The organism is Streptodolium elevatio, assembly GCF_040649515.1.
In the GTDB taxonomy this organism is placed as follows: Bacteria; Actinomycetota; Actinomycetes; order Streptomycetales; family Streptomycetaceae; genus Yinghuangia; species Yinghuangia elevatio.
The window spans coordinates 63,101-85,036 of record NZ_JBEZFP010000022.1; the positions used below are offsets into that span (position 1 = coordinate 63,101).

Genomic DNA, 21,936 nt, shown 5'->3' on the forward strand with positions numbered 1-21,936 from the left:
TCACGTACCCGCATTCTTGGAGCGCCCCATGGCCATCGAGGTCCGCATCCCGACCATCCTCCGCGACTACACCGGCGGCGCGAAGGCCGTCGAGGGATCCGGCAAGTCCATTGACGAGCTGATCAACGACCTGGAGTCCCGGCACGCCGGCATCCGCAACCGCCTCGTCGAGGAGGACGGGACCCTGCGGCGCTTCGTCAACGTCTACCTCAACGACGAGGACATCCGCTTCATCGACGGCATCTCCTCCACGCTCGACGACGGCGACACCGTCACGATCCTCCCCGCCGTGGCCGGCGGCGCCTGACATGCGCTACGACTCGCTGATCGACGCGGTCGGTCGCACCCCGCTGGTCGGCCTGCCGCGTCTGTCGCCGTCGCCCGAGGTCCGCATCTGGGCCAAGCTGGAGGACCGCAACCCCACCGGCTCCGTCAAGGACCGCCCGGCGCTGCACATGATCGAGGCCGCCGAACGCGACGGCCTGCTCACCCCCGGCTGCACCATCCTGGAGCCCACCAGCGGCAACACCGGCATCTCGCTGGCGATGGCCGCCCGCCTCAAGGGCTACAAGATCGTCTGCGTGATGCCGGAGAACACCTCCGACGAACGCCGCGAACTGCTGCGCATGTGGGGCGCCGAGATCATCTCCTCGCCCGCCGCGGGCGGCTCCAACACCGCCGTGCGCGTCGCCAAGGAACTGGCCGCCGAGCACCCCGACTGGGTCATGCTCTACCAGTACGGCAACCCCGCCAACCCGGACGCGCACTACACCACCACCGGCCCCGAGCTGCTGGAGGACCTGCCGACGATCACCCACTTCGTGGCGGGCCTCGGCACCACCGGCACCCTCATGGGCGTCGGCCGCTACCTGCGCGAGAAGGTCCCCGGCGTGCAGATCGTCGCCGCCGAGCCGCGCTACGACGACGTCGTCTACGGCCTGCGCAACCTCGACGAGGGCTTCATCCCCGAGCTGTACGACGGCGACGTGCTCACCACCCGCTTCTCGGTCGGCTCCACGGACGCGGTCCGGCGCACCCGCGAACTCCTCGAACACGAGGGCATCTTCGCGGGCGTCTCCACCGGCGCCGCGCTGCACGCCGCACTCGGCGTCGCCCGCAAGGCCGTCAAGGCGGGGGAGCGCGCGGACATCGCCTTCGTCATCGCCGACGGCGGGTGGAAGTACCTGTCCACCGGCATCTACACCGCCGCGACCACCGAAGAGGCCATCGAGCGCCTGCACGGCCAGCTCTGGGCCTGAGCGCAGCCGGGACCCGCGAGGGCCGGCACCGGGCACACCTCCGGGCACGCCTCCGGGGTACGCCACCGGGCCCGTACGCCGTCCGCGTACGGGCCCGGGTGATTCCCGACACAGCGGGGGTGAGCCCTCCGGAGAACGGGCCGGGCGGAACGTACCCTCCTGTATGTGGCAGATCTGAGCGACGCACCCATCGGCATCTTCGACAGCTCCTTCGGGGGGCTGACCGTCGCGCGCGCGGTGCTCGACCAACTGCCCCACGAGCCGATCCTCTACCTCGGCGACACCGCCCGGCAGCCCTACGGCCCGCGGCCCATCGCAGAGGTCCGCGCGTACGCCCTCGAATGCCTCGACCGCCTCGTCGACCAGGGCGTCAAAGCCCTCGTCATCGCCTGCAACAGCGCCAGCGCCGCGATGCTGCGCGACGCCCGCGAGCGCTACCGACTGCCCGTCATCGAGGTGATCCACCCGGCCACCCGCCGCGCCGCCGCGGCCACCCGCAACGGCCGGGTCGGCGTCGTCAGCACCGCGGCGACCAAGCAGTCCATGGCCTACGAGGACGCCTTCGCCGCCGCCCCGCACATCACCGTCACCTCCCAGGCGTGCCCCCGCTTCGTGGAGTTCGTGGAAGCCGGCACCACCGGCGGCGACGAACTCCTCAAAGCCGCACACGAGTACCTGGACCCGCTCACCGAGGCCGAGGTCGACACCCTCATCCTCGGCTGCACGCACTACCCGCTGCTCACCGGTGTCATCAGCTATGTCATGGGCGAGAACGTCACCCTGATCACCAGCAGCGAGGAAACGGCCAAGGACGTCTACAAGGTCCTGGCCGCGAACCGGCTCATGCGCGACCCCGACCTCCCCGAGCCCGAGCACCGCTTCCTGACCACCGGCAACCCCGCCCAGTTCCGGGAGATCGGCCGACGGTTCCTGGGCCCGGAACTCACCCACGTAGACGCCCTGGGGGCGACCGTATGAAACTCACCGTCGTCGGATGCGCGGGCAGTTATCCGGCCCCCGACTCGCCGTGCTCGTGCTACCTCGTCGAGGCGGACGGCGTACGCGTGCTCCTGGACCTCGGCAGCGGCGCCCTCGGCAGCCTCCAGCACCACACCGACCTCGGCGCGATCGACGCCGTGGTCCTGTCCCACCTGCACGCGGACCACTGCCTCGACCTGTGCGCCTACTTCGTGTACCGCAACTACCACCCCGAGGGCCGCCTGCCACTGCTGCCGGTCTGGGGGCCGGAGGGGACCGCGGCCCGGCTCTCGCGCGCGTACGACATAGCCGGGGAACCCGGCCTCACCGAGGCGTTCTCCTTCCACGACGTCCGCCCCGGCGTCTTCGAGATCGGGCCGTTCCGGTTCACCGCCGGACACGTCAACCATCCCGTCGAGTCCTTCGCGTACCGCATCGAGGCCGACGGCACCAACCTCGTCTACTCCGGCGACACCGGCGAAAGCGACACCCTCGTCGAAATCGCCCGCGACACCGAACTGCTGCTGTGCGAGGCCTCGTTCGTCGACGGCCGCGACACCTACCCCGACGTGCACCTGAACGGCCGCGAGGCCGGCGAGCACGCCGAACGGGCGGGCGCCAGGCGGCTGGTGCTCACCCACATCCCGGAGTGGACGGACGGCGAGCACAACCTCGCGGACGCCCGCAAGGCGTACTCCGGCACCGCCGACCTCGCCCGACCCGGGGCCGTCTACGAGGTGTGACGCGGCCGTGGGCCGGCGCGGCGCACGATCGGGCCGCGTCGCCGGCAGCCCCCGAACGGCCGGACCTTCGGGCCGGACCCGGCAAGGCCACGGCCTAGGCTGAGGGCATGTCACGAGCAGACGGCCGTACCCCCGAACAGCTTCGCCCGATCGCCTTCCACCGCGGATGGCTCGACCACGCCGAGGGCTCCGTCCTCGTCGAATTCGGCCGCACACGCGTGCTGGTCGCCGCGTCCGTCACCGAAGGCGTCCCGCGCTGGCGCAAGGGCAGCGGACTCGGCTGGGTCACCGCCGAATACTCGATGCTGCCGCGCGCCACCCACTCGCGCAGCGACCGCGAGTCGGTCAAGGGCCGCATCGGCGGCCGCACCCACGAGATCTCCCGGCTGATCGGCCGCTCGCTGCGCGCGGTCATCGACTACAAGGCGCTCGGCGAGACCACCATCCAGCTCGACTGCGACGTGCTGCAGGCGGACGGCGGCACACGCACGGCCGCCATCACCGGCGCGTACGTCGCCCTCGCCGACGCCGTCGCCTGGGGCCGCCGCAACAAGCTCGTGAAGGCCAAGTCCGAGCCGCTGACCGGGACGGTCGCCGCGGTCAGCGTCGGCATCATCGACGGCATCCCGATGGTCGACCTCCCGTACGAGGAAGACGTGCGCGCCGAGACCGACATGAACATCGTCTGCACCGGCGACGGACGCTTCGTCGAGGTGCAGGGCACCGCCGAAGGCGAGCCCTTCGACCGCGACCTGCTCAACCGGCTGCTGGACCTGGGCGCGGCGGGCTGCGCCGAACTCGCGCTGCTCCAGCAGATCGCGCTGGAGGAGACCGCCGACTGAGCGGATACGGACCGGAATTGTCCGGACCTGACCGACACGACCAGGCCCGCGGATAACGCCCCGGTTGCCAGTGTCACGAGGCTGCAACCGGGAGGGTGTGAAACGGCCACCGCCACGGACGCAGAACGCCGGACTCCGCTACCTTCTGATCACCAGTCAGGCATATCTTCCCGCATATCTTCACGCATATGAGGAGCATCATGTTCCGTGCCCACCGCGCCGTGCGTACGAGCGTCGCCGCCGTCGCCCTCGCCGCCGCCCTGTTCACGGCCACCGCGTGCTCTGAGGCGCAGAAGGCGATCGACTGCATCCAGCTCGGCACCCAGTTGGCCAACGACGTCTCGAACCTGCAGAGCGTCATCAACGACCCCGACGCCGCCGCCGAATCGCTCGAGAACATCACCAAGACCCTCAACAAGGCGGCCGGCGACGTCGACTCGCAGGACGTCAAGGACGCCATCACCGAGATGACCGCCCAGGTCACCCAGCTGAGCCAGCAGATCGCCAACAACGAGACCCCGTCCATCGACGCGGTCTCGGTGCTGAAGACCAGCGCCAAGACCATCGGCGACGCCTGCACCAGTTGATCCCGCACCGACCCGCGTCCGGGTCGGCCGCAGACCCGGCAGCCAGGCCGGTACCCAGGGCCGGTACGGAGCGCCGCACGGCGCCCCGTACCGGCCCCCGGCCGTTCCGGCGGCCCGCCGTCCGGCTGCCGGCCCCGCTCTCCGCCCCTGTTCCGGTCCACCTGCCGGGAAATGCGGCGGAGGCATCCGGCGCATTTGCGTAGGCTTGCGGTCCATGAGCCGTCTTGTTCTCGCCACCCGCAACACCCACAAGGTCACCGAGCTCCAGCAGATCCTCAAGGACGCCGGGCTCGCCGTGGAACTCGTCGGCGTCGACGCGTTCCCCGACGTCCCCGACGTCCCGGAGACGGGCCTGACGTTCGCCGCGAACGCCCTGCTCAAGGCGCACGCCGTGGCCCGCGCCACCGGCCTCCCGGCGGTCGCCGACGACTCCGGCCTGTGCGTCGAGGCGCTCAACGGCATGCCGGGCATCTTCTCCGCCCGCTGGTCCGGCACCCACGGCGACGACCGCGCCAACCTCGAACTCCTGCTCGCGCAGGTCTCCGACATCGCCGTCGAGCACCGCGCCGCGTACTTCGCGTGCGCCGCGGCCCTCGCCCTGCCGGACGGCACCGAGCGCGTCGTCGAGGGCCGCCTCAACGGCACCCTCACCTTCGCACCGCGCGGCACCGGCGGCTTCGGCTACGACCCGATCCTCCAGGTCGACGGCGACAGCCGTACCACCGCCGAGCTGACCCCCGACGAGAAGAACGCCGTCAGCCACCGCGGCAAGGCGTTCCGGGCCCTGGTGCCCATCGTCACGGAACTGGTCACCGACCGGTCGTGAAGCGGCCGTTCACGAATCGGTAAGGGCACGGCACGGGCTTTCCGCGTCGCGCGGGGTGATGATGTGGGCACCACGACTGTGAGGAGTAGTCGCCGTGCCCCTGTCACCGGCCGTCCGGCGCGTGCTGACCGTGCACGGGCCCGCCGCCTTCTGCGGCGTGCTCGCCGGCGCGGCCGCGGTCGCCGCGTCGGAGTTCGCGGCGGCCTTCGTACGCCGGGAAGCCGCACCGCTGGTCACGGTCGGCCAGTCCGCCATCGACCGCACGCCGCGCGGACTCAAGGAGTACGCGATCCGCGAGTTCGGCACGAACGACAAGCTCGTGCTGCAACTCTCCGTCGGAGCGCTCCTCCTGGTCTTCTCGGCCCTGCTCGGCGTCGTGGCCCGCCGATGGCTGTGGGCGGGCCTGGCCGGCGTCGGCCTGCTCGGCGTCCTCATCGTCGCCGCCGCGGTGTCCCGCCCGGCCGACAAAGGCACCGACGTCATCCCCGCCCTCGTCGCCGTGGCGGTCGGCGCGGCGACGCTCACCCTGCTCACCCGACCGGACCTGGTACGGCGCGAACCCCCCGAGACGTACGACGACTTGGTGCGCCGCCTCGCCGCGGCCGGCCCGACGGCGTCCGCGGCGCCCGGCCCCGCCGAGGCGACGCCCACGCCACCGGCCGACGCACCCGCCGCCCCCGTTCCCCTGTCCCGACCCGCCGACTCGGCCGGACCCGCCCGCCGCACCCTCATCCTCGGCACGGCCGGCGCCGCCGCCCTGCTCGCCGGCATCGGACGCTGGCTCCAGGACATCCGCTTCGACGTCAGCGGCTCCCGCAACGCGGTGGTCCTCCCGGCCCCGGCCGCGCCCGCCCCCGCACAACCGCTCGGCACCGAACTGGGCATCCCCGGGCTGAGCCCGCACATGACACCGACCAAGGACTTCTACCGCGTCGACACCGCCCTGGTCGTCCCCGAAATCCGCGCCGAGGACTGGAAGTTGCGCATCCACGGCATGGTCGACCGGGAAATCGAGATCGACTTCGCGACGCTGGCCGCCCGGCCGACCATCGAGCGGCACATCACGCTGTGCTGTGTCTCCAACGACGTGGGCGGCCCCTACATCGGCACCGCCAAGTGGCTCGGCGTACCGCTGGCCGATCTGCTCCGCGAAGCGGGCGTGCGCCCGGACGCCGACCAGCTCGTCAGCCGCTCCTCCGACGGCATGACGATCGGCACCCCGACCGCCGTCGTCATGGACGGCCGGGACGCGATGCTCGCCATCGGCATGAACGGCGAACCGCTCCCGATAAAGCACGGGTTCCCGGTCCGCATGGTCGTCCCCGGCCTGTACGGCTACGTCTCCGCCTGCAAGTGGATCGTCGAGATAGAAGCCACCCGCTTCGCCGACTACGACGCGTACTGGGTCCCGCGGGGCTGGGCCGCACAGGGCCCGATCAAGACGCAGTCCCGCATCGACACCCCGAAGAACATGGCCAAGATCCCCCGCGGCCGCATCCCCGTCGCGGGCGTCGCCTGGGCCCAGCACAAGGGCATCGCCGCCGTCGAGGTCCAGATCGACGACGAGCCGTGGCAGAAGGCGGACCTCGCGGCGGAGGACTCCGTGGACACCTGGCGCCAGTTCGTCTGGTACTGGGACGCCCCGCGCCCCGGCCCCCACCGCATCCGCGTCCGCGCCACCGACAAGACGGGCGAGGTCCAGACCGAAACGGAGACAAGCGTGGCCCCCGACGGCGCCACCGGCTGGCACACCATCGCCCTGACCGTCACCTGACGACCGAAGGGCGGTCACCCGAACAAGGTGACCGCCCCAACCGCAGTGCGGCCGATGGGATTCGAACCCACAAACCCGCAGGTCACGGGACCTAAACCCGCTGCGTCGCCATTGCGCCACGGCCGCGCCTCGTGATTCCGACGGCCGAGAGCCGAGGATCACGTGCGGCTTATCGTAGTGGAGCCTGCGGGGTGTCACCTGAGGTGCGAGAGGCATTCCGTCCGCAGAAGGTGTCGGTCTGGCTATGGCAGTTCGGGCACAGGTACCGCAGATTCTCCTGCCGGTTGTCCCGCCAGGCGCCATTGATGTGGTCGACCTCGAGAATCAGCGGCTTGCCGTTCCAGACGCTTCCGGTCCCGCACCCCACGCACCGCTGGTCACGCCCGATCTCCGTGAGTGCCCGGCGCAGCAGGTGGACGCTCGTTCGGCGGTCACGCCCCGGATCGTGGCGGAGCACGTCGGCGGCGCTGAGGCGGGGTGCTCTCTTGCCCCGGTTGTGCCCCCGACCGGTCATGCCGCTGATGTCGACGGAGTACTCGCTTGCCCAGCGGCGGACCAGCCGGTAGGCGTTCGTGCCGTGTGTGAGTCCGAGCCGCCGGGACACTTCCGCGACGGACTCCGACTCGGCGACTACTGACCTGAAGGTGTCGGAGTCGACCGGGAGCCGCGCGCCGACCCTTTTGAAGTGACTGAGGTCGATCCCGAAATCCGAGCAGCGCTTCCTGATATAGCCGTAGGCGCTCGCGTAGGGCTCGACCCCGAGGATTCGGAGCATCTCGGGGACACTGTGGCTGCGCGCGGCCGCGTCGGCCAACTCATCGCGCGTGTAGGTGTGGCGCTTGTGGTGCTTGCCGAAGTGCGTGAAGTGGGTGGTGTCAATCCCGAGCCGCTGAACCTGGCGGCTGATGTGCGTGTGATGGCCCCCGACAATCGGCAGACCCAGGCGTCGGAGCATCTCGTTGATGCTGCGGGACTGAGCCGCCACTTCGGCAAGCAACTCGCGCGAATATCTGCGCTGTGTGGTCATCGTGGTGCGTCCTCCCCGTAGAGGCGTGGTGACGGGTGCCCCTCGGGATGGTCAACGACGAACAGATGTGCGGGTTTCGGGGTCTGATCGCATTATTTTCTGACTGGGTGTCACGGGTCGGGATCCGGCCGGACCCCGGCCCGTGACACCCGGGGGTCATGCGGCGATCTTGAGGTCCTTGAGGAGCTTGGCGACGTGGCCCGTGGCGCGGACGTTGTACCAGGCGTGCTCGATCTTGCCGTCCTCGTCGACGACGAAGGTCGAGCGGATCACCCCGGTGACCTTCTTGCCGTACATCGTCTTCTCGCCGAAGGCGCCGTAGGCCTCCAGGGTCGACTTGTCCGGGTCGGAGAGCAGGGTGACCTTCAGCGACTCCTTCTCGCGGAACTTGCCGAGCTTCTCGGGCTTGTCCGGGGAGATGCCGAGCACGTCGTAGCCGGCGTCGGCGAGGGCGGCGAGGTTGTCGGTGAAGTCGCAGGCCTGCTTGGTGCAGCCGGGGGTGAGGGCGGCCGGGTAGAAGTAGACGATCACCTTGCGGCCCTTGTGGGCGGACAGGGAGACGTCGTCGCCGTCGGCGTTCTTGAGGGTGAAGGCGGGGGCGGTGTCGCCGGCCTGGAGTCGTTCGCTCACCGGGGGCCTCTCTCTGTCGCGGCCGGTTCTCGGCCGTGGTTTCTCGGATTCGCGGGGGCCTGACCCGGCCACGCTAGGTCCGGCTCCGAATCACGGCAAACACGATGTGCCGAGCGTCGCCAATTGCGCATCTGTTGCAGGTGCGACCGCTCCTCATAAAATCGGACGGCTCGGCGGTCGGCCAGAGGCCATGTGTTCGTTCGGAGGAGGTCCCCATGCACGTACCCGATGGGTTCATCAACGCCCCTGTGTCGGTGGCTGCGGGGGTGGTCGCCGCCGCCGGGGTCGCGGTGTCGCTGCGTGGCGCGCGGCGTGAGCTGGACGAGCGGACCGCGCCGCTGGCCGGGCTGGTCGCGGCGTTCATCTTCGCGGTGCAGATGCTGAACTTCCCGGTCGCGTCCGGGACCAGCGGGCACCTGCTCGGCGGCACGCTCGCGGCGATCCTGGTCGGGCCGTACACCGGTGTGCTGTGCATGTCGGTGGTGCTGCTGATGCAGGCGGTGTTCTTCGCGGACGGCGGGCTCAGCGCGCTGGGCGTGAACATCACGGTCATGGGCATCACCACGGCCGTGGTCGGCTACGGCCTGTTCCGGCTGCTGGCCGGGGTGCTGCCGCGCACGCGGCGGTCGCTGGGGGCCGCGTCGTTCGTCGCCGCGCTCGTCTCGGTGCCGGTGTGCGCCGCGGTGTTCACGCTGGTGTACGCGATCGGCGGCACGACCGACGTACCCATCTCGAAGGTGGCCGGCGCGATGATCGGCGTGCACGTGCTGATCGGCATCGGCGAGGCGCTGATCACGGCCGCGACGATTTCCAGCGTGCTCGCGGTGCGCCCCGACCTCGTGTACGGCGCGCGCGGCCTCGCCCGCCCGCTCGAACTCCGCACGGGTGCGCAGGAGTCCGCCCCCGCCGCGCAGCAGGCTTGAGACCGGTCCGGGAAGAGGTCAGGGATATGGCGAAGATTCGTATGCGCACGCTGCTCATCGCCGGCGCGGTCGTCGCGCTCGTCCTCGCGGGCATCGTGAGCTTCTACGCGAGCGCGCACCCGGACGGCCTGGAGAAGGTCGCCGGTGACAAGGGCATGGACACCAAGGTCGAGGACCATGCGCTCGCCGACGGCCCGCTGGCCGACTATGCGGTCGAGGGCGTCGACAACGAGCGGATCTCCGGCGGTCTGGCGGGAGTTCTCGGGGTCGCGGGGACGCTGGTCGTGGGCAGCGGCGTCTTCTGGATCGTCAAGCGCCGCGGTGCGGCCGGCGGGTCGGGTGAGGGCCGGGGCCCGGACGCCGCGGCGGGTGAGCCGCGGGTCGGCGCTGCCGCCGACGGTTCGTGACGCCGCTGCGCCGGCCGGGGGCGGCGCGCTGATGGGCGCCGGGCACGCGCACAACCTGTACCGGGCGGGCGACTCGCCGCTGCACCGGCTGCCGCCGCACTGCAAGTTGGTGGCGGTGGTGCTGTTCGTGTTCGCGGTCGTGGCGACGCCGCGGGAGCGGTTCTGGGCGTTCGGCGTGTACGCGCTGCTGCTCGCCGCCGTCGCCGCGGTCGGCCGCGTCCCGGTGGGGTACGTGCTGCGCCGCGTCGTCGTCGAGGTGCCGTTCGTGGCGTTCGCGCTCGCGCTGCCGTTCCTGGCGACCGGCCCCAAGACGGAGTTCCTGGGGCTGACGGTGAGCCACAGCGGCCTGCTCGGCGCCTGGAACATCCTCGCAAAGGGCACGCTGGGGGTGGTCGCGTCGATCCTGCTCGCGGCCACCACGCCGCTGCGTGACCTGCTGCTCGGGATGGAGCGGCTGCGCATGCCGCAACTCCTCGTGCAGATCATGCAGTTCATGCTGCGGTACATGGACGTCATCAGCGGCGAGATGGGCCGGATGCGGGTGGCGCGCGAGTCGCGCGGCTTCGTGGCGCGCGACGTACGGCAGCTGCCGGTGGTCGCGAAGTCGGCCGGGGCGCTGTTCATCCGCTCCTACGAGCGCGGCGAGCGCGTGCACCTCGCGATGCTCAGCCGGGGCTATGAGGGCACGATGCCGCGCATCGTGGAGGTCCAGGCGTCCGGACGGCAGTGGGCCGCCGCGTCGGCGCTGCCGCTGGCCGCCGCGCTGGCCTGCGCGGCGGCGTGGCTGGCCGGTGGGTGAGGATGGGCGCCATGGGTGAGACGACGGGGACCGAGGCCGGGACGGACGCCGCGACCGCTGCGGAGGCGGCGGCCGGGGCAACTGCGGAGGCCGCCACCGGGACGACCGCGGGGATGACCACGGGGCTGATCACGGGGACGACCGCGGGGACGACCGCGCGGAGCGGCGTGCCGGGCCAGGCCGCGCCCGGCGTACCCGCGTCGCTGGAGGTCGAGGGCCTGGCCTTCGCCTACCCGGACGGTCACCAGGCGCTCTTCGGCGTCGACATGCGGGTCGAGCGCGGCGAGCGGGTGGCGCTGCTCGGGCCCAACGGCGCGGGCAAGACCACCCTTGTGCTGCACCTGAACGGCATTCTGTCGGCGGCCACCGGCACCGGGCGCGGCACCGTGCGCGTCGCGGGTCTGGAGGTGGCGAAGCGCAACCTGCGGGAGATCCGCCGCCGGGTCGGCATCGTCTTCCAGGACCCGGACGACCAGCTCTTCATGCCGTCGGTGCGCGAGGACGTCGCCTTCGGCCCCGCCAACCTGGGGCTGCGCGGTGCGGAGCTGGACGAGCGCGTGGCCGAGGCGCTCGACCGGGTCGGCATGGCGCGGTACGCCGACCGGCCCCCGCACCACCTGAGCTTCGGCCAGCGCCGCCGCGTGGCGGTGGCGACGGTGCTCGCGATGCGGCCGGAGATCCTGGTGCTGGACGAGCCGTCGTCCAACCTGGACCCGGCGAGCCGCCGCGAGCTGGCGGAGATCCTGGACGGGTTGGATGTGACGGTGCTCATGGTCACCCACGACCTGCCGTACGCGCTGGAGCTGTGCCCCCGCTCGCTCGTCCTGTCCGGCGGGGTGATCGCGGCCGACGGGCCCACGCGCGAATTGCTGGCGGACCGCGAGCTGATGGACGCGCACCGGCTGGAGCTGCCGTACGGCTACGCCCGCCCGGACTGCGACCACTGCGCGCCGCGCGACGCCCGGGGAGGTCCTTGGGGGCGCCCCGGACCCGGGCCGGCCTGCGGGGGCGAACACGGCTGAGAACCACCCGGATGCCGCGTCCCGGTCCGGATACCTGCTTGACTTGGGGGCACACGCGGAAGAGGGCGTGATCGGTGGTGCGGCAGCGGAAGCGAGAGGACGGGCTGTGGGCGAGAACGGGCACGGCGGGCCGGAGCGTTCTGCGGCGGATTTGGAGCGGGCCGGCCGGGCGGCTCTGGGACGCCAGGTGACGGTCCAGGCGGAGAAGACCCGGGTGGAGCCGGTCAACGGTTCGGCCGGGGCGGAGGTGAACGCCGCGCCGCGCAGCCCGCAGGAGATCGAGGCGGACATCGAGCGCGCGCGGACGAACCTCGCGGCGACGCTGGACGAGCTGGTGGACCGGGTCAAGCCGGCGAACGTCGCGCGGCGTACCTCGGAGAAGGTCCGGGCGCAGTTCGTCGACTCGGACACGGGCGCCCCGCGTATGGAGCGCATCGCGCCGATCGCGGGCGGCGTGGTCGGGCTGGTCGTGCTGGTGGCGCTGCTGAAGCGCCGCGGCGGCGGCAAGAAGAAGAAGTAGGAACCGGCCGGTAGGCGAGGCGGATCCGGGCGGCTGTCCGGATCCGATCGCGCCCTGGTGTCACACTCGGGCGCTCGGGCGGGTACTTTTCATGCGTGAGTTCCGACGCGTCCCAGACTTCCGCCTCCCGTTCCTCGGACAGCACCGCCGCCGGCCTCGGCGAGAAGCTGCCCATCCGCATGCTGCACGACCGTGTCCTGGTGCGTCAGGACGCGGGGGAGGGCGACCGCCGTTCCAGCGGCGGCATCCTGATCCCGGCCACCGCGCAGGTCGGCAAGCGGCTCGCGTGGGCCGAGGTGATCGCGGTGGGCCAGAACGTGCGCACCGTCGAGCCGGGCGACCGGGTGCTGTACGACCCCGAGGAGCGTGCCGAGGTCGAGGTGCGCGGGGTGGCGTACGTGCTGCTGCGCGAGCGCGACCTCCACGCGGTGGCGGCCGAGCGCGTCGAGGCCTCCGGTGAGGCGACCGGCCTGTACCTCTGAGCCGCGCACCCGCGGACCGCGGTAAATCTGTCGGCGGCGGTCTCCGAGCCGCGATCGGCGAGCCGTGATCCCGCGGTGACGAACCTCACCGCGCCCCGGTTTTGCCCCCCGCGGGGCGTTTGAGAAGCTGGAGGCGGCCGGACCGTTCCGTGGTCCCGCCCCCGACGAGGTGCGACGTACCGGGCCACGACGACGACGCGTGTGAGGTGCGTTGTCATGGCGTGGGTTTTTCTCGGTATTGCCGGTCTCCTCGAGGTCGGCTGGGCGATCGGCCTCAAGTACACCGAGGGCTTCACGAAGCTCGTCCCCAGTGTTCTGACCGTACTCGGCATCGCCGGGAGCATGGTGCTGCTGTCGATGTCGGCCAAGACGCTGCCGATCGGCACGGCGTACGGCGTCTGGGTCGGCATCGGTGCGGTGGGCTCCGGCCTGCTGGGTATCGCCGTTCTGGGTGAACCGGCCACCGCCGCAAGGCTGTTCTTCCTGAGCCTGATGGTCGTCGCGATCGTCGGCCTGAAGTTCACCGGTGGCTCGAGCCACTGACCCCGCTCCGCCCGCAACGCGCCCCGCCACTCACCGGCGGGGCGCGTTTCTGCCAGGATGGCCGCCCTGAGGGGCCGTCGACGGGCGGCCCGTGAGGGGAGTCGAGCGGACATGGTGTCTCGCCGAACAGTGGTCGTCGCGCTGGTGGCCACCGCGCTGGTGGGCCTGCTCTTCGGCGCGGTTTTCGGGGTGCTGGGCGGTGGGGGCGACGACAAGTCGCCCGCCGCGGCGGTGTCGCCGACGACGTCCACGACGCCTGGGCCGTCCCCGCTGTCCGGGGCGTCGTCGAGTGCCCCGCCGTCCTCGGCGGCGCCGTCCACGAGTGCGAGCCCGAGCAAGTCGCCGACGACGTCCAAGCCGCCGACGCTCAAGTCCGGGACGACGTACGTCCTGACGGTCGGCGGCCGGGCGATGGACGTGTACGGGGGCGACAAGGGCGACAACACCCCCGTCATCGTCTTCGCGTCCAGCCCCGACAAGACGAACCAGCAGTGGACCGTGCACGATGCCGGCGGCGGGTACGTCTACCTGGTCTCGCGCGTGAGCAACAAGTGCCTCGACATGGGAGGCGGCCACGCGGTGCAGGACAAGTGCGGCGAGGAGCGCCAGCAGTGGCAGGCGCAGCCGCGCGGCAAGGGCTTCGTGCTGGTGAACCGCGGCGGCCAGGCGCTGGGGATCGGCGAGCAGGTGCGGGGGCAGCAGGGGTTGGGCCTGGTCCCGGCCGCGAGCGGTGCGGTCTGGACGTTTACGCAGGCCCGCTGACGGACTTGGCGTGCACGACGTGCTCGGGCACTCATTGTCGGTAGCACTGGCCCGTCTTCTGGATCACATGGTGGTCCAGCATCGGAAGCGGGCCGTTGCTGCCGGTCGACTGCGGGACCTTCACTCCTTCTGGGTGGGAGTCCCTGGACCGGCGGCCGAAGCGCGGCAGTCCGGGCAGCGTCCCCAGAAGGTGACCTCGGCTTCGTCGAGGTCGTAGCCGTGCGTCTGGTCGGGAGTCAGGCAGGGCGCCGCGCCGACGACGCAGTCCACGTCCTCGACGGCGCCGCAGCCCCGGCACACGATGTGGTGGTGGTTGTCCCCAGTGCGCGCTTCGAAACGGGCCGGATGGTCGGCGGGCACGATCCGCCGGGCGAGGCCCGCGCGGACGAGCGCGTGGAGTGTGTCGTACACCGCCTGGGTCGAGACGCTGCCGAGTCGGCTGCGCGCGGCGCGCGCCAGTGACTCCGCGTCGCTGTGCGGCCGACTCCGGATCAGGTCCAGGATCGTGGCACGCGCGGCGGTGACCCTCAGCCCCGCCTCGCGCAGCTGTTGGGGTATGTCCTCGCGGGACGTCCCGGCCATGTCTTCCAATATAGGAACATTCTGGACTAGTTCAAGAGAACGCGCATGATCAGAATCTGTCGAGTTCAAATCTGAGGGGATTTGCCAGGTTGGAACTCTTCCGGAAGGTCTCTCCCGGAGATTCGGTCCCGTGGTTCCCGTGGTGCTTCCGCCGCCGCCCAGATCCGGAAGGTCCGTACGCCTGCCGGAACAACACGCATGCTGGTCACGTTGCCCCTTGACGTGCCTTCTCATGCCTCGACACCGTCGATACCGCTGTCCGTGCTGGACGTCGCCCCGGTCGGAACCGGCTACACCGCGACCGAGGCGCTCCACACCACCACCGAGCTCGCGCGGCGCGCCGAGCAGTGGGGCTACCACCGTTTCTGGGTGGCCGAGCACCACAACATGCCCGGTATCGCGAGTTCCTCGCCGCCGGTCCTGCTCGCACACCTCGCCGCGCACACCACCACGCTGCGACTCGGGTCCGGCGGCGTCATGCTGCCCAACCACGCCCCCCTGGTGGTCGCGGAGCAGTTCGGCACGCTCCAGGCGCTGCACCCCGGGCGCATCGACATCGGCCTCGGGCGCGCGCCGGGCACCGACCAGCACACCGCGAGGGCGCTGCGGCGCAGCACGGAGGCGCTGTCGGTGGACGACTTCCCGCAGCAACTCGGGGAGCTGATCGGGTTCCTGACCGGGTCGTTCCGCGAGGGGCACCCGTACTCGCGGATCCATGCGGTGCCCGGCCCGGCGTCCGGCATCGAGCCGGGCGGCGAGCGGGACGCGGCGCGGGCGCCGATCTGGCTGCTCGGGTCGAGCGGCTACAGCGCGCAGCTCGCCGGCATCCTGGGCCTGCCGTTCGCGTTCGCGCACCACTTCAGCGGCGAGCACACGCTGCCCGCGCTGGCGCTGTACCGGGAGCACTTCCAGCCGTCGGAGGACCTGAAGGAGCCGTACGCGATGATCGCCGCCGGGGTGATCGCGGCCGGCACCGCGGAGGAGGCGGAGCGGCTCGGGCGGGCGCAGGCGCTCGGCATGCTGCGGCTGCGCAGCGGGCGCCCGGGTCTCCAGCCGAGTCCGGAGGAGGCCGAGGAGTACCTGTGGTCGCCCGCCGAGCGCGACTTCGTCGAGTCGTACCAGCGGCAGCACGTGATCGGCGACGCCGACGCGGTGCGGCGCGGGCTGCACGACCTCGTGGAGCGGACGGCGGTCGACGAGCTGATGGTCGTCAGCAACGTGCACGGGCACGCGGCGCGCCTGGCGTCGTACGAGATCATCGCCCGCGAGTGGGGGTTGCCCGGCGTGTGAGGCCGGGCAGTCGGGCAGTCGGGCGTCGGGCTCAGACGAGCGACTCGCGCCACGCCCGGTGGAGGGCGCCGAAGCGCCCTTCGCCGCCGGCAGCGTCGTCACCGGCAGCGTCGTCACCGATGCCCGCCACGAGGTCGTCCGGTGTGCCGTCCTCGACGATCCGGCCGTCGTGGACGACGAGCACGCGGTCGGCGATCTCGACGGTCGACAGGCGGTGCGCGATGATCACCGCGGTCCGCCCCTCCAGGACGGTCGCGAGGGCGCGCTGCACGGCCCGTTCGCCCGGGATGTCGAGGGACGAGGTCGCCTCGTCGAGGATCAGCACCGCCGGGTCGGCGAGCAACGCCCGTGCGAACGCCACGAGTTGGCGCTGACCCGCGGACAGCCGGGCGCCGCGCTTGCGGACGTCCGTGTCGAAGCCGTCGGGCAGTGCCGCGATAAACTCGTAGGCGCCCAAGGCCCGGGCGGCCTCCTCGATCTGCTCGCGGGTCGCGTCCGGGCGCCCGATCGCGATGTTGTCCGCGACGGATCCGCTGAACAGGAACGACTCCTGGGTGATCATCGTCAGTTCGCCGCGTAGCTGAGGTGTCGTCAACTCCCGCAGGTCCACGCCGTCCAGGCGCACCGCGCCGGTGGTCGGGTCGTAGAACCGGGCGAGCAGCTTGGCCACCGTCGACTTGCCCGCGCCCGTCTCGCCCACCAGCGCGACCGTCTGGCCGCGCGGGATCGTCAGGTCGATCCGGGGCAACACGGTGACGCCGTCCTGGTAGCCGAACCGGACGCCGTCGAAGGTGACTTCACGCCCCTTGCCGGAACGCTCGGGCAGCGACCCGGGCTCCGCCGGTTCGGCGACGCCCGGCTCGTGCGCCAGGAGCCCGGCGATCTTCTCCAGGCCGGCGGCGGCCGTCTGGTAGGTGTTGAGGGCGAGGGCCAGGTCGTCCAGCGGTTCGTACATGCGCCGGACGTAGAGCGCGATCGCGGCGAGCACGCCCAGTTCGAGACCGCCGTCGGCAACCCGGTAGGCGCCCACGGCCAGTGCCCCGACCAGGGTCAGGTTGCCGATGAGCATGAGCGCCGGGGCGAACCAGGCGAACAGCACCAGGGTTTCGGTGTTGACCTCGGTGTAGCGGCGGTTGAGGACGCGGAAGATCCCGGCGTTGCGCGGCTCGCGCCGGAACGCCTGGACGGCGCGGATGCCGTTGAGGGTCTCGATGTACTGCGTGGTCATGGCCGCGCTCGTGGTGCGGGTGCCGCGGTACGCCCGGGCCGAGCGCCGCGCGTACCAGACCGTGGCCACGGACAGCGGCACGAGACCGGACATCACGAGCAGCGCCAACGGGACGTCCAGCACGAACAGGAAGCCCAGCGAGACCCAGAACGTCAGTACCGCCGTGGTCAGTCCGTCGAGTCCGTCCTCGACCAGTTCCTGGACGGCGTCGACGTCGCTGGTGGCACGCGACACGATGCGGCCCGAGGTGTACCGCTCGTGGAAGTCGAGGCTGAGGCGCTGCGCGTGGCCGAAGATGCGGGCGCGCAGTTCGAGCAGCACGCCCTGCCCGGCCCGGGCGGCCACCACCTGGAAGGCGAACTGGCTGCCCGCGGTGACCAGTCCGCAGGCGGCGTAGGCGACGGCGATCCACACGAGGGTGCCGTGGTCCCCGGCGACGGCGTCCGGCACCGCGCGGTCGATGGCCAGGCCGATCAGGAGCGGTCCGGCCACCATCGCGGCCTGGGACAGCAGGCTGACGAGCGCCGCGACGACCAGGGTGCCGCGGTGCGGCGCCAGCAGCGAGGCGAGGAGCCGGCGGGCGTCACCGCGGCGGGGCTTGCCGAGGTCGGCGAGCGGCAGGCCGGAGCCCTCGGCGTCGGCCTCGCCGTCGGAAGGACGGGAGCTGACGCCGCGCCACGCCATCGGGTCGGCGGGGTGCCGCTCGTGGTCGTGGGTGTGGTCGCGCTTGCGGCCCGGTGTGTGGCTGCGGCTGTGCTCGTGGCCGGGGCCTGGGGAGTCGGGGCTCGGGAGGTCAGGGCTGGGGGAGCCGAGGCTGGGGGAGTCCTGGCTGGGGGAGCCGGGGCCAGGGAGCTCGGGGCCGGGCGAGTCGGGGCCCGGGGAGTCGGGGCCGGGGGAGTCGGGGCCAGGAAGCTTGGGGCCGGGCGAGTCAGGGCCCGGGGAGTCAGGGCCCGGGGAGTCGGGGGTCACACTGCCTCCTGGGCCGGTGTTCGGTGGTGCTCCCGCCCGGCGCGCAACCGCGGCGTGTCGGCGGCCATCAGGTGCCGGTACGCGGCGCTGCGCTGGAGGAGCTGGTCGTGCGTGCCGACCGCGGCGATGCGTCCGGCGTCCAGGACCGCCACGCGGTCGGCGAGCTGCACGGTGCTGGGGCGGTGCGCGACGACGAGGGCGGTGGTGGTGGCCAGGACGGCGCGCAATGCGCGTTCGACCTGGGCCTCGGTGTGCACGTCGAGTGCCGACAGCGGGTCGTCGAGGACCAGGACGGCCGGGCGTGAGACCACCGCCCGTGCCAGTGCCAGGCGTTGGCGCTGACCGCCGGAGAGGTCGAGGCCTTCCTCACCGATACGGGTGTCGAGGCCCCACGGCAAGTCGTGGACGAACTCCGCCTGGGCGACGCGGAGTGCGCGCTCGACGTCCTCGTCGGTGCCTTCGGGGAAACCGAGCAGGACGTTCTCCCGCACGCTCATGGAGAACAGCACGGGTTCCTCGAACGCGACCGACACGATCCGGCGCAGGCGTTCGACGGGGAGGTCGCGCAGGTCGACGCCGTCGAGGGCGATGCGGCCGCCGGTCACGTCGTACAGGCGCGGGACCAGGGCGGTGAGGGTCGACTTGCCGCATCCGGTGGGGCCGACCAGGGCGATGGTCTCGCCGGGGCGGACCGCGAGGTCGACGCCGCGCAGCAGCTCCGGGGCGTCGGACGGGCCGTCGGGGAAGCGGAAGCGCACGTTCTCGAACGCGAGGGCGCCGGTGACCCGGACGGGGTCGATCGGGCGCTCCCGTTCGGGGATCTCGCCGCCGGCGTCCATGACCTCGAAGTAGCGGTCGGCCGCGGCGGCGGCGTCAGTGGTGGCGGCGAGCAGCCAACCGAACGACTCGATCGGCCAGCGCAGGTACATGACGATGGCGAAGAAGGCGACCAGTTCACCGGTCGTCGTGGCGCCGTCCGCGACCTGGAGCACGCCGACCGCGAGGGCGGCGGCGACCATCAGCTCGGGGACGGCCACCAGGACCCCCCAGATGATGCCGACGAGGCGGGCCTTCTCCGTCTCGGTGCGGCGCAGTTCGCGGGTGAGGGCGGCGTACTTGTGGTCCATGGCGCGATTGCGGCCGAACGCCTTGAGGACGCGGATGCCGAGGACCGACTCCTCCATCACCGTGGCGACGTCGCCGGCCTGGTCCTGGGCGCGGCGGGTGACGACGGCGTAGCGCTTCTCGAAGAGGTGGCTGAGGAACATGACGGGGACCGCCACGGCGGTCACGATCAGCGCGAGGACCGGGTTGACGGTGAAGAGCAGGACCGATCCGACCACGAACGTCGCGGCGTTGACGAAGAGGAAGATGACGACGAACGACAGGAATTGGCGGAGTTGGCCGAGGTCGCGCGAGGCGCGGGAGAGGAGTTGGCCGGACTGCCACTTGTCGTGGAAGGAGACCGGGCGGGTCTGGAGGTGCTCGTAGAGCGCGTTCCGCATCGTCTCCTCGACGCGGGGGAGCGAGCGGTGGGTCAGCATGCGGCGGGCCCAGTAGAAGAACGCCTCCAGGACGCCGAGGGCGAGGAGGAGCAGGACCCACGGCCACAGCGCGCCGGTGTCGCGTTCCGCCACCGGGCCGTCGACGACGCGGGCGACGACCAGGGGGATCATCAGGCCGGTGGTGGTCGACAGGAGCGCGGTCAGGGCACTGCCGACCAGGCGGCCGCGCACCGGACGGACATACGGGCGCAGCCGCATGAGACTGGCGACGGTCGACTTCTTGGGTCTTGTGGACCCGGTCGACGTCGTGGGCGTGGGATCGGCCATGATCCCCGACGGTACGTCGGTCGCCGGGAGCGGTCATCTGGTTTTTCCGGCCTGCTGTCGGTACGACGGGGCGGGGCGTGGCCGGGTCGAACGTGTGGTCGGGGGCGGTAGGTCTTCGTCGATTCGCGTGGTTGGAGGCCGTGGCCCGGACCTTCCGGTCGCGTGGATCGTTCCCGAGGTAGGAAGGGAAGGGAAGGGAAGGCGGGCGCGTGGGGGCGGGCGGGACGTTGCGCGAGCTGGGCGGTGTCGTGCTTTCCGGGCGGGACGCGCGAGGGCGGGCGGTGTCGTGCTTTCCGGGCCAGGACTGCGCGGTGTCGCCTGGGGGATCAGATGGGGTGTGCGGGCGGGGCGTTGTCCGGGCTGGGCGGTGTCGTGTTTGCCGGGCGCGGCGCGTGGTGTGTGGGTGGAGAGTTGCCCGAGCCTGGCAGTGTCGTGTTCACCGGGCCAAGCCCACGCGGTGTCGCCCGGGGGATCAGATGGGGTGTGCGGGTGGGACGTGGCCCGGGCCGGGCGATTTCGTGCTCACCGGGCGCGGCGCGTGGTGTGTGGGTGGGGAGTTGCCCGAGCTGGGCGGTGTCGTGTTCACCGGGCTGCCGGGCCAGGACTGCGCGGTGTCGCCTGGGGGATCAGATGGGGTGTGCGGGCGGGGCGTTGCCCGGGCCGGGCGTGTCGTGCTCACCGGGCCGCCGGGCCAAGACTGCGCGGTATCGCCCGGGGATCAAAGTCGAGTTGGAGGTATTGCACCTGATGGCCACCGGACCGCGGCCCGTTGCGGGCCTGTTGCTGGCCGCCGGCGGCGGGTCCCGTCTCGGCGGGCGGCCGAAGGCTCTGCTGCCGTTCCGCGGGCGGCCGCTGGTGGAGCACGGTCTGCGCTTGTTGCGGGACGGCGGTTGCGCGGAGGTCGTGGTGGTCCTCGGTGCCGCCGCCGACCAGGTGCTCGCCGACGCGGACCTGGGGGCCGCCCGAGTGGTGCGCAACACGGAGTGGGAGACGGGCATGGGCTCGTCGCTACGCGCGGGGCTGGCCGCGTTGCCGGAGGACGCGTCCGCGGCGGTCGTCGCGTTGGTGGACATGCCCGGTGCGGGGGGCGCGGCCGTGGCCCGGCTGGTCGAGGAACACCTGGTCCGCGGGGCCGAGTTGGCGGCCGCCTCGTACGACGGTCGGCGCGGGCACCCGGTGCTGTTCGCGTCTCGGTGGTGGCGGGACATCGCGGCAGAGGCCCAGGGCGACGCCGGGGCGCGCGGGTTCCTGGCCGCGCATGCGGCGTCGCTGCGGCTCGTTGAGTGCGGGGATGTCGCCGAGGCCTACGACGTCGACACCCCGGAGGACCTCGGCCGCCTCTGCTGACTGGCGCTGCGGGCGGTCCGGGCGTGGATTGTCGCCCCTGCCCGCCCGTTCGCTCTACCCGCCCTGCCCGCCGGTCGTCGGCCTACCCGCCCTACCCGCCCGTTCGCCCTACCTTCCCTACCTGCCCTGCCCCGCGCTACCCCTCGTCACCCGCTTCCGGCGCGCCGCCGAGGGCCGCGCCGAGTCGGGCGGCGATCTCCTGGGCGGTGGCGACGAGTTCCTTCTCGTCGATGGCCCGGATGCGGCCCTCGGGCCCGGAGACGGACAGTGCGGTGGCGGTGGGGGCGCCGGGGACGACGACGGCGATGCAGCGCACGCCGAGTTCCTGCTCCTGGTCGTCGACCGCGTAGCCGCGCTCCCGGATCGCGGCGAACTGCCGCAGCAGCTCCGCGGGTTCGGTGACGGTGTAGGAGGTGTGCGCGGTCAGCGGCCCGGGCCCGAGCGTACGGGCGGCCTGCTCCTCGGGGAGTTGCGCGAGCAGGGCCTTGCCGACGGCCGTGCAGTGCGGCTGGACGCGCCGCCCGACCTCGGTGAACATCCGCATCGAGTGCCGTCCCGGCACTC

At 72.0% G+C, this 21,936-nt stretch carries 22 protein-coding genes, 1 tRNA gene, 1 pseudogene and 1 riboswitch; of the genes and pseudogenes, 17 read left to right on the forward strand and 7 right to left on the reverse strand.

The window, feature by feature from the left end:
• Positions 1 to 28: 28 nt before the first annotated feature.
• The 8 genes from AB0C36_RS11595 (at position 29) to AB0C36_RS11630 (ending at position 7,009) form a co-directional block, all read left to right on the forward strand.
• A complete protein-coding gene (locus AB0C36_RS11595) occupies positions 29 to 307 on the forward strand; it encodes a MoaD family protein (protein WP_358352554.1) in 279 nt (92 codons plus the stop codon).
• A 1-nt stretch (position 308) separates the two neighbouring features.
• Positions 309 to 1,259, forward strand: a complete 951-nt coding sequence (locus AB0C36_RS11600) for a PLP-dependent cysteine synthase family protein (protein ID WP_358352556.1) — start codon at positions 309 to 311, stop codon at positions 1,257 to 1,259.
• 165 nt (positions 1,260 to 1,424) lie between these two features.
• The gene (murI, locus tag AB0C36_RS11605) at positions 1,425 to 2,237 is read left to right on the forward strand and encodes a glutamate racemase (RefSeq protein WP_358352558.1); all 813 of its coding nucleotides are present in this window, start codon (positions 1,425 to 1,427) and stop codon (positions 2,235 to 2,237) included.
• Positions 2,234 to 2,980, forward strand: coding sequence for an MBL fold metallo-hydrolase (locus tag AB0C36_RS11610; RefSeq protein ID WP_358352560.1), 747 nt, complete (start codon positions 2,234 to 2,236; stop codon positions 2,978 to 2,980). The genes murI and AB0C36_RS11610 overlap by 4 nt, the downstream gene beginning before the upstream one ends.
• Before the next feature lie 107 nt (positions 2,981 to 3,087).
• Positions 3,088 to 3,822, forward strand: a complete 735-nt coding sequence (gene rph / locus AB0C36_RS11615; RefSeq protein WP_358352562.1) for a ribonuclease PH — start codon at positions 3,088 to 3,090, stop codon at positions 3,820 to 3,822.
• A gap of 188 nt (positions 3,823 to 4,010) precedes the next feature.
• Positions 4,011 to 4,409: a DUF8711 family protein gene (locus AB0C36_RS11620; RefSeq protein WP_358352564.1), complete on the forward strand. Its 399-nt coding sequence runs from the start codon at positions 4,011 to 4,013 to the stop codon at positions 4,407 to 4,409.
• A gap of 214 nt (positions 4,410 to 4,623) precedes the next feature.
• The gene (rdgB, locus tag AB0C36_RS11625) at positions 4,624 to 5,235 is read left to right on the forward strand and encodes an RdgB/HAM1 family non-canonical purine NTP pyrophosphatase (protein WP_358352566.1); all 612 of its coding nucleotides are present in this window, start codon (positions 4,624 to 4,626) and stop codon (positions 5,233 to 5,235) included.
• Positions 5,236 to 5,329: 94 nt separating this feature from the next.
• Positions 5,330 to 7,009: a molybdopterin-dependent oxidoreductase gene (locus AB0C36_RS11630; protein WP_358352568.1), complete on the forward strand. Its 1,680-nt coding sequence runs from the start codon at positions 5,330 to 5,332 to the stop codon at positions 7,007 to 7,009.
• Between the two features lie 46 nt (positions 7,010 to 7,055).
• On the opposite strand, the gene AB0C36_RS11635 is transcribed toward AB0C36_RS11630, so the two are convergent.
• The 3 genes from AB0C36_RS11635 to bcp form a co-directional block, all read right to left on the reverse strand.
• A tRNA-Leu gene (locus AB0C36_RS11635) sits at positions 7,056 to 7,135 on the reverse strand.
• 43 nt (positions 7,136 to 7,178) lie between these two features.
• Positions 7,179 to 8,036: an HNH endonuclease signature motif containing protein gene (locus AB0C36_RS11640; RefSeq protein ID WP_358352569.1), complete on the reverse strand. Its 858-nt coding sequence runs from the start codon at positions 8,034 to 8,036 to the stop codon at positions 7,179 to 7,181.
• 156 nt (positions 8,037 to 8,192) lie between these two features.
• Positions 8,193 to 8,666 carry a thioredoxin-dependent thiol peroxidase gene (gene bcp, locus AB0C36_RS11645; protein ID WP_358352571.1) on the reverse strand — a complete coding sequence of 158 codons (474 nt, stop codon included), beginning with the start codon at positions 8,664 to 8,666 and terminating at the stop codon, positions 8,193 to 8,195.
• Positions 8,667 to 8,881: 215 nt separating this feature from the next.
• Between bcp and AB0C36_RS11650 the strand changes: the two are divergent.
• The 7 genes and pseudogenes from AB0C36_RS11650 to AB0C36_RS11680 all read left to right on the forward strand — a co-directional run bounded on the left by AB0C36_RS11650 (position 8,882) and on the right by AB0C36_RS11680 (position 14,124).
• Positions 8,882 to 9,996 (forward strand): annotated as a pseudogene (locus AB0C36_RS11650) (energy-coupling factor ABC transporter permease).
• A 31-nt stretch (positions 9,997 to 10,027) separates the two neighbouring features.
• A complete protein-coding gene (gene cbiQ / locus AB0C36_RS11655; protein WP_358352573.1) occupies positions 10,028 to 10,795 on the forward strand; it encodes a cobalt ECF transporter T component CbiQ in 768 nt (255 codons plus the stop codon).
• A gap of 113 nt (positions 10,796 to 10,908) precedes the next feature.
• Entirely contained in the window at positions 10,909 to 11,817 is a 909-nt protein-coding gene (locus AB0C36_RS11660; RefSeq protein ID WP_435839028.1) for an energy-coupling factor ABC transporter ATP-binding protein, read from the forward strand.
• A 106-nt stretch (positions 11,818 to 11,923) separates the two neighbouring features.
• Positions 11,924 to 12,337, forward strand: a complete 414-nt coding sequence (locus AB0C36_RS11665; RefSeq protein ID WP_358352577.1) for a DUF3618 domain-containing protein — start codon at positions 11,924 to 11,926, stop codon at positions 12,335 to 12,337.
• Positions 12,338 to 12,516: 179 nt separating this feature from the next.
• Positions 12,517 to 12,819, forward strand: coding sequence for a GroES family chaperonin (locus AB0C36_RS11670; RefSeq protein ID WP_235057120.1), 303 nt, complete (start codon positions 12,517 to 12,519; stop codon positions 12,817 to 12,819).
• A 135-nt stretch (positions 12,820 to 12,954) separates the two neighbouring features.
• Positions 12,955 to 13,021: riboswitch (guanidine-III (ykkC-III) riboswitch) on the forward strand.
• Between the two features lie 14 nt (positions 13,022 to 13,035).
• Positions 13,036 to 13,362 carry a DMT family transporter gene (locus AB0C36_RS11675; protein WP_358352578.1) on the forward strand — a complete coding sequence of 109 codons (327 nt, stop codon included), beginning with the start codon at positions 13,036 to 13,038 and terminating at the stop codon, positions 13,360 to 13,362.
• A 111-nt stretch (positions 13,363 to 13,473) separates the two neighbouring features.
• Positions 13,474 to 14,124, forward strand: coding sequence for an RICIN domain-containing protein (locus AB0C36_RS11680; RefSeq protein WP_358352580.1), 651 nt, complete (start codon positions 13,474 to 13,476; stop codon positions 14,122 to 14,124).
• A 120-nt stretch (positions 14,125 to 14,244) separates the two neighbouring features.
• On the opposite strand, the gene AB0C36_RS11685 is transcribed toward AB0C36_RS11680, so the two are convergent.
• The gene (locus AB0C36_RS11685) at positions 14,245 to 14,706 is read right to left on the reverse strand and encodes a Fur family transcriptional regulator (protein ID WP_358352582.1); all 462 of its coding nucleotides are present in this window, start codon (positions 14,704 to 14,706) and stop codon (positions 14,245 to 14,247) included.
• A 198-nt stretch (positions 14,707 to 14,904) separates the two neighbouring features.
• Here AB0C36_RS11685 and AB0C36_RS11690 point away from each other — a divergent pair, with 198 nt between their 5' ends.
• The gene (locus AB0C36_RS11690) at positions 14,905 to 15,996 is read left to right on the forward strand and encodes an LLM class flavin-dependent oxidoreductase (RefSeq protein ID WP_435839027.1); all 1,092 of its coding nucleotides are present in this window, start codon (positions 14,905 to 14,907) and stop codon (positions 15,994 to 15,996) included.
• 31 nt (positions 15,997 to 16,027) lie between these two features.
• On the opposite strand, the gene AB0C36_RS11695 is transcribed toward AB0C36_RS11690, so the two are convergent.
• Together AB0C36_RS11695 and AB0C36_RS11700 are read right to left on the reverse strand one after the other, a co-directional pair.
• Complete coding sequence (locus tag AB0C36_RS11695) at positions 16,028 to 17,908, reverse strand: ABC transporter ATP-binding protein (protein ID WP_358352597.1); 1,881 nt, start codon at positions 17,906 to 17,908, stop codon at positions 16,028 to 16,030.
• A 281-nt stretch (positions 17,909 to 18,189) separates the two neighbouring features.
• The gene (locus AB0C36_RS11700; protein WP_358352585.1) at positions 18,190 to 20,025 is read right to left on the reverse strand and encodes an ABC transporter ATP-binding protein; all 1,836 of its coding nucleotides are present in this window, start codon (positions 20,023 to 20,025) and stop codon (positions 18,190 to 18,192) included.
• Between the two features lie 747 nt (positions 20,026 to 20,772).
• Here AB0C36_RS11700 and AB0C36_RS11705 point away from each other — a divergent pair.
• Positions 20,773 to 21,372, forward strand: a complete 600-nt coding sequence (locus tag AB0C36_RS11705; RefSeq protein WP_358352587.1) for a nucleotidyltransferase family protein — start codon at positions 20,773 to 20,775, stop codon at positions 21,370 to 21,372.
• 136 nt (positions 21,373 to 21,508) lie between these two features.
• On the opposite strand, the gene AB0C36_RS11710 is transcribed toward AB0C36_RS11705, so the two are convergent.
• On the reverse strand, positions 21,509 to 21,936 hold a 428-nt coding region (locus AB0C36_RS11710; RefSeq protein WP_358352589.1), incomplete at its 5' end, for an IclR family transcriptional regulator.